This is a genomic window from Stenotrophomonas sp. S49 (assembly GCF_016624905.1).
Classification (GTDB): domain Bacteria; phylum Pseudomonadota; class Gammaproteobacteria; order Xanthomonadales; family Xanthomonadaceae; genus Stenotrophomonas.
Window position 1 is genome coordinate 1 of record NZ_JACVUD010000130.1, and the last position, 10,305, is coordinate 10,305.

Sequence of the window (10,305 nt, forward strand, 5' to 3'; positions counted from 1 at the left end):
CGAGCCTACAGGGACGTACTTGCGGCGTGTCCTGCCCACCCACACCGCCCCGCCATCCGACGGAATGCACGCTTTTGCCGTTGCTGTTGCATTGCGCAGGTGCAGGGCTGCAAGCCCTGCAAAGCCCCCCCCTACGAACTGCAGGACAGCATCGAGCAGCCGGCGCGGTGCTCGGCCCAGGCCGGCCGCTTGCCTGCGTAATGTTCCAACCCTGGCCGCTGCGTGTACGGATCGCGCAGCACCTCCTGCAGCGCATGCACGCCCCCCAGGTCGCCCTGCTCGGCGCGATCGATGGCCTCCTGCGCCAGCCAGTTGCGCAGCACATACAGCGGATTGGCCGCTGCCATCTTCGCCTGCCGCGCTTCGACCGACAGCGGGTCCACGCGCAGCCGCGCCGCGTACGCCTGCAGCCACTGCTGCAACGGCGCCTGCACCGCCTGCCGGCGTGCCTGGTCGTAATACACATCGCCCAGTGCGGCCACATCCGGCGCGGGCACGTCCACCTGCATCAACGCACGCCACGCCAGGGTCATGTCCATGCCGCCGTCCTGCAGCAACTGTTGCCAGCGCAGGTACAGCTGCAGGTCCTCATCGTCAGCCGCCGCCAGCCCCAGCTTGGCCGCCGCATCGCGCCGGGTGCAGGCCACGAAGGTGGACTGGAACGCCGCCAACCCCGCCTGCAGCGGCTGCACATCGGCGAACAGCGGCGACAGTGCCTGCGCCAGCCGGTTGAGATTCCAGTACGCCACCTGCGGCTGGGTGCCGAAGCGGTAGCGGCGGCCTTGCGCGTCGGTGGTGTTGGGCGTCCAGTCCGGGTCGTAATCCTCCACCCAGCCGTACGGGCCGTAATCGATGGTCAGGCCGAGCACGGACAGGTTGTCGGTGTTCATCACCCCATGCACGAAGCCGACACGCATCCAGTGCGCCATCAGCTCGGCGGTGCGCACGGCAATCTGCGCGAACCAGTCGCCGTACAGCGCCTCCCCCTGCCCCTGCAGTTCAGGGAAATCGCGGGCTATGCAGACGTCGGCCAGTTGTTTCAGCAGCGTGGTCTCCCCGCGCGAGGCAGGCAGTTCGAACGTGCCGAAGCGCATGAACGACGGCGCCACGCGGCAGACGATCGCGCCGGGCTCGGCGCGCGGGTGGCCGTCGTAGAACATGTCGCGCACCACGTCCTCGCCGGTGCCGACCAGCGACAGCGCACGCGTGGTCGGCACGCCCAGGTGATGCATGGCTTCGCTGCACAGGAATTCGCGGATGGACGAGCGCAGCACGGCGCGGCCATCGGCGCCGCGCGAATAGGGCGTGGGCCCCGCGCCCTTCAACTGCAGCTCCCAATGGCGCCCGTCGGCGGCCACCAGCTCACCCAGCGATATCGCGCGCCCGTCCCCCAGCTGCCCGGCCCAATGGCCGAACTGGTGGCCACCGTAGTTGGCCGCCCACGGCTGCATGCCGTCGTACAGCGCGTTGCCGCCGAACACCTGGGCGAAGTCGGCGCCCTGCACGTCGGCGGCGTCGAAGCCAAGCAACGCGGCAACCTGCGGCGACCAGGCCAGCACGGTCGGCGCCGCGACCGGGGTCGGCAGCACCGACGACCAGACCGCCTCGCGCACCTCACGGCGGCGTGGGCCGGTTTCGGGGTCGCCCGGCAGCGCAGTCAGCAAGCGGTTGTCGAAACGGGGGGCGTGGGTATCCATGCCAGCAGGATGGGGGCGGTCGGCCCCGGCCTCAATCGCCGCGCAGGCCCTGCAGTGCCCCGCCGTGGGCCTCGGCGCGCTGGTAGGCCGGGCGCTGGCTGATGCGCGCCAGGAAGCCCCGCAACGCCGGCTTGTCGTCCAGGCCGCCGCCACGGGCGGCCGCGGCCTGGATCGGGAAACTCATCTGGATGTCGGCCGCACTGAAGCGTTCACCGGCAAACCACGGGCTTTCGGCCAGGCGCCGCTCCATCCAGTCCAGGTGCAGGCGGCGCTGCGGGCCGATGAAGCTGCGCTCGGCCTTGTCGGCGATGCGGCGTGCAATTGGCCGGGCAAAGAACGGCATCGGCGCACTGCGGATGCGCCCGACCACCAGGGTCAGCAGCAGCGGCGGCATGGCCGACCCTTCGGCGTAATGCAGCCAGTAGCGATAGGCGATGCGCTCGGCACTGTCGGCCGGCACCGGCGACGGCGACAGCACGCGCTGGGTGTCGTAGCGGTCGACCAGGTAGTCCAGGATCGCGCCGGATTCGGCCAGCACCTGGTCACCGTCCTGCAGCACCGGCGCCTTGCCCAGCGGATGGATCTGCCGAAGCTCCGGCGGCGCCAGCAGCGTCTTCGGATCGCGCGGGTAGCGCCGCAGTTCGTAGTCCAGCCCCAGTTCTTCCAGCATCCACAGCACGCGCAGCGAACGCGAGTTTTCCAGGTGGTGGACGATGCGCATGCGGAAACTCCTGAGGGACATGACGAATTGTAGAGTCGAGCCATGCTCGACTGCTTTCACGCTGCATTCGAGCATGGCTCGACTCTACAAAAAGCAAAAAAAACGCCGGAAGCTTTCGCTTCCGGCGTTCTGGCTACCAAACGGTAGCAGACGGATTAGACCGCCTGCACCTGGTCAGCCTGCATACCCTTCTGGCCCTGGACGGCGATGAAGGTAACCTTCTGGCCTTCCTGCAGGGTCTTGAAGCCGGTGCCCTGGATGGCACGGAAGTGCACGAACAGGTCCGGGCCGCTTTCCGGGGTGATGAAGCCGAAGCCCTTGGCGTCGTTGAACCACTTGACGGTGCCGGTCTGACGATCAGACATTTGACTAACTCCTGAAACACATGTTGAAAAAATCGCAGCCACCGGGAATCGGGGCCGAGACTGAGTTGCAGGCGTTGGTAAAGCGGATCGATGAGCGGATCGTGAGATCAACTGCACCAGGCCACGATTCACGGTGACCCTAGCAAACACAGTGGGTCGAACGATACGCGTGTTTTCAGCAAAAAGCGATAGCCCCGGCATTCAGCGGCAGAGCCCCGCCCCCTAGGCGTGACAAGGGCTGGGCCCAGATCAGGGCTAAACCCGAGTCCCTATTCAGGTTTTTCCTACCCTACACTGGGCTGATGACTGAAGCTGAAACCCCCGCTGAACACGCCCGCCCGCGCATCTGGGTCGATGCCGATGCCTGTCCGACGGTCATTCGCGACATCCTTTTCCGGGCCGCCGAACGGGTCGGCCTGGAGCTGACCCTGGTTGCCAACCAGTGGCTGCGCACCCCGCCCTCGCGCTGGATCCGCTCGCTGCAGGTGCCGCAGGGCCTGGACGTGGCCGACAGCGCCATCGTCGAACGGGTGGCCGCCGGTGACCTGGTGGTCACCCAGGACATCCCGCTGGCGGCGCTGGTACTGGATAAGAGGGCCGTGGCGCTGAACCCGCGCGGCCAGCTGTACACCGCCAACAACATGGCCGAGCGCCTGTCCATGCGCAATTTCATGGAGGAACTGCGCGGTGCGGGCGTGCAGACCGGTGGCCCACCGCCGCTGGGCGCGCGCGACCGCCAGCTGTTCGCCGCAGAACTGGATCGCTGGCTGGCCCGGATCAAGCCACGGTGATCAAGCCACGGTGACCCGGCCGCGCTGATCAGGCGCCCGGCACCGGGTCGGCCGGCCAGCGCAGCGAGCGCTCGCTGCGGAACACACGCGGCTCCCCGCTGAGTGGATCCTGGAAGGCCAGTGCTCGCGCCAGCAGTTGCAGCGGCGGCGCTTGCAGCGGATCGGCCGACGGCTGCAGCTGTGGATACAGGTCATCGCCCAGGATCGGCGCCCCCAGCGCGGCCATGTGCACGCGCAGCTGGTGCTTGCGCCCGGTCTGCGGGCGCAGCCGGTAGTGCCACACCGCACCATCGTCGGCGATCACCTCCACCTGCGTGCGCGCATTCGCCTCGCCCGCCACTTCGGCCATGCGGAAGAAGGGCTCACCCGGCACGATCCGGCTCAACCGCTGCTGCGGGAACGGCAGGCCTGGCAGGGCCGGCGCCAGTGCCTCGTAGATCTTTTCGATGCGCCGCTCACGGAACAGGCGCTGGTAGGCGTCGCGCGAATCGGGCCGCTGCGAGAACAGCACCAGCCCGGCGGTCAGCCGGTCCAGCCGATGCAGGGGCACCAGATCGGGATTGCCGGTGCGTGCCACCAGCCGTGCCAGCAGGGTCTCGCGCACATAGCCCCCGGCCGGGGTGACCGGCAGATAGTGCGGCTTGTCGGCCACCAGCAGGTGCGCGTCCTGGTACAGCACCGTGTCGCTGAACGGAATGACCGGCTCCGCGCTGACTTCGCGGAAATAGACGATCTCCCGCCCGACCTGCCACGGCTGGTCGGCCGCAAGCGCCCTGCCCTGCGCATCCTGCACCCGCCCACGCGCGAAGCGGTCCAGCCACTGGCCGCGGTCAATGCGCGGGAAACGCGCGCACAGGCCGTCCAGCAGGGTCGGCCAGTCACCGGGGGGCAGCTGCAGGCGGCTGGGCAGACTCATCGAACACACACGCAGGGAAGACCCGGCCAGAGTGCCACCGTTGACATCGCGCAGACACCCCTGCCACGGACACCCCGCCGGCAAACCTCTATCATGGGCGGTCTTTGCCCCCGGAACGCCCATGGCCCTCACCGCCACCATCCGCAAGGCCGAACTGCAGATCAGCGACATGGATCGCGGCTACTACGCGACCCACAACCTGACCCTGGCCCAGCACCCGTCCGAAACCGACGAGCGCCTGATGGTGCGCCTGCTGGCTTTCGCCCTGAACGCCGATGACCGCCTGGAGTTCGGCCGCGGCCTGAGCACCGACGACGAGCCGGACCTGTGGCAGCACGACTACACCGGCGACATCCTGCAGTGGATCGACCTGGGCCACCCCGACGAATCGCGCATCCGCAAGGCCAGCAACCGCAGCCGTTCGGTGCAGGTGGTGAACTACGGCGGCAACGCGTCCGATATCTGGTGGAACAAGCAGGGCAAGGGTCTGGCCCGTTTCGACAACCTGTCGGTGGTCGACCTGGACGGCGCCTTCGTTGAACAGTGGGGCCAGCAGATCCAGCGCGCCATGCGTTTCAGCGTGCTCATCCAGGACGGCGAAGTGCAGTTCCTCAACGACCAGATCCAGCTGGACGTGATTCCCAGCTGGCGCAAGCGCGCCAAGGCATGAGCATCACCCGCTGCGACGTGGTGGTCATCGGCGCCGGTGCCGCCGGGCTGATGACCGCGCTCACCGCCGGCCGCCGCGGGCGCCAGGTGCAGGTGCTGGACCACGCCAACAAGGTCGGCAAGAAGATCCTGATGTCCGGCGGCGGGCGCTGCAACTTCACCAACACCGGCACCACCCCGGCCAACTTCCTGTCGGCCAACCCGCATTTCTGCAAATCGGCGCTGGCCCGCTATTCGCCGTGGCACTTCATCGACATGGTGGAGAAGCACGGCATCGCCTATCACGAAAAAGAACTGGGCCAGCTGTTCTGCGATGTCTCATCGAAGCTGATCGTGAAGATGCTGGTGGAGGAATGCCAGGCCGCGGGCGCGCAGATCCGCACCCAGTGCAGCATCGAGCGCATCGAACACGGCAGCGATGGCTTCCGCGTGCACACCACGCAGGGGCTGTTCCATTGCGCATCGCTGGTGGTGGCTACCGGCGGGCTGTCCATTCCCAGCCTGGGCGCCACCGGCTTCGGCTACGAACTGGCCCGCCAGTTCGGCCACAACGTGCTGCCCACCCGCGCCGGACTGGTGCCGCTCACCCTCAGCGGCAAGCACCAGGAACGCCTGGCCGAGCTGAGCGGGGTGGCCCTGCCGGTGCAGGCGCACTGCAATGGCAAGAGCTTCCAGAACTTCATGCTGCTCACCCATCGCGGCGTCAGCGGGCCGGCCATCCTGCAGATCTCCTCGTTCTGGCAGCCCGGCGACAGCCTGGAGATCGACCTGCTGCCCGGCCAGGACGCCGGCGACTGGCTGCGGCAGATGAAGCGCGAGCGCCCTGCCGCCGAACTGCGCACGGTGCTGGGCGAGGTACTGCCCAAGCGGCTGGCGCAGCGCCTGTGCGAGCACTGGCTGCCGGACCGGCCGGTGCGCCAGCTCGACGAACCGGTGCTGCGCCAGGCCGCGCAGGTGCTGGGCGCGTTCCCGCTGGTGGCCAGCGGCACCGAAGGCTACCGCACCGCCGAAGTGACCCTGGGCGGGGTGGATACGGCCGAAGTGTCGTCTTCCACGTTCGAATCCAAGCGCGTGCCCGGCCTGCATTTCGTCGGCGAGGTGTTGGATGTGACCGGCTGGCTGGGCGGTTACAACTTCCAGTGGGCGTGGGCCAGCGGTCACGCCGCCGGCAGCGTGGTGTGAACCGCATCGCCGTTCGGTGCTCGCCCGGGGCCAGCGCATGGACGTGCCGCCGCGCATCGTGTATCTAGGTTCGCAGATTGGGGAGCAGTGCATGCAGAACGCGAACGACATCACCATCCGCCTGCTGATCGTGGACGACAGCGGCGAAAACGCAGAAGCCATCGTCAGCACCCTGCGCAACAGCGGCATTGCCGTTCGCCCGTGGCGCCCACAGGATTCGGCCGAACTGTCACAGGTGCTGGCCAGCCAGGCCATCGATCTGGTGCTGGCCTCGCCGTCGCAGGGCATCCCCCTGCCGCTGGTGGCCCAGCACATTGCCGCCAGCGGCAAGGACATTCCGCTGGTGCTGCTGGCCGACCGCATCGACGAAGACGAACTGGTGCAGGCCAGCAGCAACGGCGTGCGGGCCCTGGCCCTGCGCCAGCGCAACGAGCACCTGCTGGCCGTGGTGCGTGACCAGTGGGTGGATCTGCAGGCACGCCGCGGCCTGCGCCGCATCGAAGCACAGATGCGCGAGACCGAACGCCGCTGCGACGCGCTCATCGCCTCGTCCCGCGACCCCATCGCCTACGTGCATGAAGGCATGCACATCCGCGCCAACGACGCCTACCTGGGCATGTTCGGCTACGACGAATTCGACGATATCGAAGGCATCTCGCTGCTGGACATGGTGGCCGCACAGCACGTGGATGGCTTCAAGCAGCTGCTGAAATCACTCAGCCGCGGCGAAGCACCGCCCCCGCAGTACCAGCTGGATGCCCGCCACCAGGACGGCAGCGCATTCCCGGCCACCATGGAATTCACCGCCGCCACCTATGAAGGCGAGGCCTGCCTGCAGGTGGTGTTCCGCCGCCGCCTGGAACTGGACACCGAACTGGCGCGCGAAGTAGAAGACCTGCGCCAGCGCGACCAGGTCACCGGCCTGCTCAACCGCCCCACGTTCATGCTGCAGGTGGAAGATGCGGTGGCCCAGGCCGGCCGCAGCGAAGGCCAGTTCGGCCTGCTGCTGGTCGAGCCAGACCACTACGCCCGCCTGATCCCCGATATCGGCCTGGACTCGGCCGACACCCTGATCGGCGCTCTGGCCGGGCTGCTGGCCGAGGTGGTGGGTGACCAGGCGCAGCTGGCGCGCGTCGGCGAACACAGCTTTGCCGTGCTGCAGTCGGGCCCGTATGCGCAGACCGAAGCGCTGGCCGAACGCATCCGCGCCGCCTATGCCGCGCATGTGTTCAGCATTGGTGCGCGCTCGGCCACGGTCACGGTCAGCGTGGGCGGCGTGCAGGTGGGCGAAAAGATCGCCAGCATCGGCCAGGTGCTGGCCCGCGCCAGCGAATGCACCCAGGCCGCCGCCGCGCTGGGCAATACCTGCCGCATCTTCGACCCGGCCGCTGCCGACCGTGTCGAGGAAGAACGCGTGCAGCGCTGGGTGGCGCGCATCCGCGAAGCCCTGGCCGGTGAAGGGTTCCAGCTGCACTACCAGCCGGTGCTGAACCTGCAGGGCGAATCGCTGGAACTGTACGAGGCCTACCTGCGGCTGGAACACAACGGCGAGCTGCTCAGCCCCACGGCCTTCCTCGGCATTGCCGAAGAACATGGCCTGCTGGCCGACATCAACCGCTGGGTGGTGTCGCGCGCGATCAGCGTGCTCGGCGCGCGCGCGCGCGAGGGCCATGCCACGCAGATGCTGGTGAAGGTGACGCCCGAATCCTTCGATGACCCGAAGATGATCGCCACCCTGCGCCGCGAACTGCAGGCCCACGGCGTGCCAGGCGAACGGCTGTGGCTGCACGCGCCCGAGGCCAAGGTGTTCACCCATTTGCGCGCCGCACAGCAGTTCCTGGCCGAAGTTGCCCCGCTGGGCTGCCGCATCGGCCTGGAGCAGTTCGGTTCGGGGCTGGATTCGTTCCAGCTGCTGGCGCACTTCCAGCCGCAGGTGCTGAAGCTGGACCGCAGCTTCACCAGCGACCTGGTGTCGACCCGCGAGAACATCGACCTGATCAGCCAGATCACCGCGCGTGCGCAGGAAGCCGGCATCCGCACCGTCGCCGAGTTCGTCAGCGACGCCAATTCCATGACCCTGCTGTTCAGTGCGGGCGTGGATTACGTGCAGGGTGATTTCGTCGGCCCTGCCCTGCCGGTGATGAACTTCGAGTTCGGCTGAGCGGCATGCGCCGGGCCGCAGATCGGCACCGGTAGCGCCGGGCCATGCCCGGCGAGCGCAGCGGCATTCAAGGCATCCGCCGGGCCATGCCCGGCGTTGCCTCGGTTCTCAGGTCAGATCGACCAGGTTGGCGATCTTCACGTCCGGATTGACGTCGGCCTCGTAGTCCACGCCTTCCACGCCAAACCCGAACAGGCGCAGGAAATCGGCCTTGTAGCCGGCCAGATCACTGATCTCGTACAGGTTCTCGTTGGTCACCTGCGGCCACAGTTCCAGCACCTTGCCCTGCACTTCCGGCGCCATTTCCTTGTAGTCGGCACGCAGGCGGCCTTCCTCGTCCACCAGCGCAACCTTGCGCCCCTGGCCATCGACCAGATCGTGGCGCAGGCGGTCGACGGCCACGCCGTCAGCCTTGCCGCCGTACAGGATGTCGTACAGCACATCGAGCTGCTCGATGCAGCCTTCGTGCGTACCCTGCGCCTTCATCACCTTGAACAGCAGCGACAGGTACAGCGGCATGGTCGGAATGGCCGAGCTGGCCTGGGTCACCACGGCCTTGAGCACCGACACGCGCGCGTCGCCACCAATTTTTGCCAGCGATTCGCGCAGGCCCAGCACCTTGTTGTCCAGGTCCTTCTTGGCGGCACCAATCGAGCCGTTCCAGTAGATGGCCTGGGTGATCTCCTCGCCCACGTAGGTGAAGGCGGTGGTGGTGCAGCCATCGGCCAGCACGCCGGCATCGGCCAGCGCGTCGATCCACATCTGCCAGTCTTCGCCGCCCATCACCGCCACGGTGCCGGCGATCTCTTCCGGGGTGGCCGGCTGCAGGGTGGTCTCGGTGATCACTTCCTTGTCGGTGTCCAGGCCACGCAGGGTGATCTGTTCGCCGATCGGCTTCAGCGTGGAGCTGATGATCTCACCGGTCTTGGGGTGCTTGCGGCGCGGCGCAGCCAGGCTGTAGACCACCTGGTCGACCTGGCCCAGGTCGGCCTTGATCATCTCGATGGTCTTGGCCTTCACTTCATCGGAGAAGGCATCGCCGTTGATGCTCTTGGCGTACAGGCCGGCTTCGTCGGCGTACTTGTGGAAGGCGGCCGAGTTGTACCAGCCGGCTGTGCCCGGCTTGGTTTCGCTGCCCGGGCGTTCGAAGAAGATACCCAGGGTGGCCGCGCCGCTGCCGAAGGCGGCGGTGATGCGTGCCGCCAGGCCATAGCCGGTCGATGCGCCGATGACCAGCACGCGCTTGGGGCCGTTCTGGATGGGCGGGCGGGCGCGGATGTAGTCGATCTGCTGCTTGACCGCGGCCTCGCAGCCGGTCGGATGGGTGGTGACGCAGATGAAGCCGCGGACGCGCGGTTTGATGACCATGGATACCTCGGGTTGGCAGATGCGGCGCACGCGGGCGCACGCGAACCGCAGGATCGTAGTGCGCGGGGGACGATTGCACAACCGACGCAGGCGTAGGGTGGGGTTTCTCTTTTGCAGGGCTTGCAGCCCTGCACCGGCCGTGGATCAACGTCAACGTCAAAAGCGGGTGTGCTGAGGGATGGCGGGGCGGGTCCGGTTGCGGGGGACGCCGCAAGTACGTCGGAACGGCGTTCTGGCTTGGTAGGTGTCGACCTTGGTCGACACAGGGGTCAGATCCCGTTGCTCCGCAACGGGCTCTGACCCCAGATGGATTTCGATGTCTGATGGATGTGTCGACCAAGGTCGACACCTACCAACAGCCGCGTGAACCTGTCAGAGGTGGGGGGGGGGGGGGGGGGGGGGGGGGGGGGGGGGGGCCCGGCGGGGCGCCCCGAA

Annotated in this window: 9 protein-coding genes; 4 read left to right on the top strand and 5 right to left on the bottom strand. The window is 67.7% G+C overall.

What is annotated here, in order from left to right:
* Positions 1-131 precede the first annotated feature (131 nt).
* From IAE58_RS18890 to IAE58_RS18900, 3 genes are all read right to left on the bottom strand, one after another.
* Positions 132-1,697 carry a YdiU family protein gene (locus IAE58_RS18890; protein ID WP_199934620.1) on the bottom strand — a complete coding sequence of 522 codons (1,566 nt, stop codon included), beginning with the start codon at positions 1,695-1,697 and terminating at the stop codon, positions 132-134.
* A gap of 31 nt (positions 1,698-1,728) precedes the next feature.
* Positions 1,729-2,418 (bottom strand): glutathione S-transferase, encoded by a 690-nt coding sequence (locus IAE58_RS18895; protein ID WP_199934619.1) that lies wholly within the window; start codon positions 2,416-2,418, stop codon positions 1,729-1,731.
* A gap of 155 nt (positions 2,419-2,573) precedes the next feature.
* Complete coding sequence (locus IAE58_RS18900) at positions 2,574-2,783, bottom strand: cold-shock protein (RefSeq protein WP_004153307.1); 210 nt, start codon at positions 2,781-2,783, stop codon at positions 2,574-2,576.
* Positions 2,784-3,085: 302 nt separating this feature from the next.
* On the opposite strand from IAE58_RS18900, the gene IAE58_RS18905 reads away from it, so the two are divergent.
* The gene (locus tag IAE58_RS18905; protein ID WP_199934618.1) at positions 3,086-3,574 is read left to right on the top strand and encodes a YaiI/YqxD family protein; all 489 of its coding nucleotides are present in this window, start codon (positions 3,086-3,088) and stop codon (positions 3,572-3,574) included.
* 28 nt (positions 3,575-3,602) lie between these two features.
* On the opposite strand, the gene IAE58_RS18910 is transcribed toward IAE58_RS18905, so the two are convergent.
* The gene (locus IAE58_RS18910) at positions 3,603-4,490 is read right to left on the bottom strand and encodes a pseudouridine synthase (protein WP_199934617.1); all 888 of its coding nucleotides are present in this window, start codon (positions 4,488-4,490) and stop codon (positions 3,603-3,605) included.
* Positions 4,491-4,611: 121 nt separating this feature from the next.
* Between IAE58_RS18910 and IAE58_RS18915 the strand changes: the two genes are divergently transcribed.
* The 3 genes from IAE58_RS18915 (at position 4,612) to IAE58_RS18925 (ending at position 8,502) form a co-directional block, all read left to right on the top strand.
* The gene (locus IAE58_RS18915) at positions 4,612-5,160 is read left to right on the top strand and encodes a YaeQ family protein (protein ID WP_199934616.1); all 549 of its coding nucleotides are present in this window, start codon (positions 4,612-4,614) and stop codon (positions 5,158-5,160) included.
* A complete protein-coding gene (locus IAE58_RS18920) occupies positions 5,157-6,341 on the top strand; it encodes an NAD(P)/FAD-dependent oxidoreductase (RefSeq protein ID WP_199934615.1) in 1,185 nt (394 codons plus the stop codon). The genes IAE58_RS18915 and IAE58_RS18920 overlap by 4 nt, the downstream gene beginning before the upstream one ends.
* A 91-nt stretch (positions 6,342-6,432) precedes the next feature.
* The gene (locus tag IAE58_RS18925; RefSeq protein WP_199934614.1) at positions 6,433-8,502 is read left to right on the top strand and encodes an EAL domain-containing protein; all 2,070 of its coding nucleotides are present in this window, start codon (positions 6,433-6,435) and stop codon (positions 8,500-8,502) included.
* Between the two features lie 108 nt (positions 8,503-8,610).
* On the opposite strand, the gene fabV is transcribed toward IAE58_RS18925, so the two are convergent.
* Positions 8,611-9,870 carry an enoyl-ACP reductase FabV gene (fabV, locus tag IAE58_RS18930; protein ID WP_108761795.1) on the bottom strand — a complete coding sequence of 420 codons (1,260 nt, stop codon included), beginning with the start codon at positions 9,868-9,870 and terminating at the stop codon, positions 8,611-8,613.
* Positions 9,871-10,305: the final 435 nt, after the last annotated feature.

Bases quoted from the DNA above. Each gene is read 5' to 3' on its own strand.
- IAE58_RS18890 (WP_199934620.1), bottom strand. From the start codon at position 1,697: ATGGATACCCACGCCCCCCGTTTCGACAACCGCTTGCTGACTGCGCTG.
- IAE58_RS18895 (WP_199934619.1), bottom strand. From the start codon at position 2,418: ATGCGCATCGTCCACCACCTGGAAAACTCGCGTTCGCTGCGCGTGCTG.
- IAE58_RS18900 (WP_004153307.1), bottom strand. From the start codon at position 2,783: ATGTCTGATCGTCAGACCGGCACCGTCAAGTGGTTCAACGACGCCAAG.
- IAE58_RS18905 (WP_199934618.1), top strand. From the start codon at position 3,086: ATGACTGAAGCTGAAACCCCCGCTGAACACGCCCGCCCGCGCATCTGG.
- IAE58_RS18910 (WP_199934617.1), bottom strand. From the start codon at position 4,490: ATGAGTCTGCCCAGCCGCCTGCAGCTGCCCCCCGGTGACTGGCCGACC.
- IAE58_RS18915 (WP_199934616.1), top strand. From the start codon at position 4,612: ATGGCCCTCACCGCCACCATCCGCAAGGCCGAACTGCAGATCAGCGAC.
- IAE58_RS18920 (WP_199934615.1), top strand. From the start codon at position 5,157: ATGAGCATCACCCGCTGCGACGTGGTGGTCATCGGCGCCGGTGCCGCC.
- IAE58_RS18925 (WP_199934614.1), top strand. From the start codon at position 6,433: ATGCAGAACGCGAACGACATCACCATCCGCCTGCTGATCGTGGACGAC.
- fabV (WP_108761795.1), bottom strand. From the start codon at position 9,870: ATGGTCATCAAACCGCGCGTCCGCGGCTTCATCTGCGTCACCACCCAT.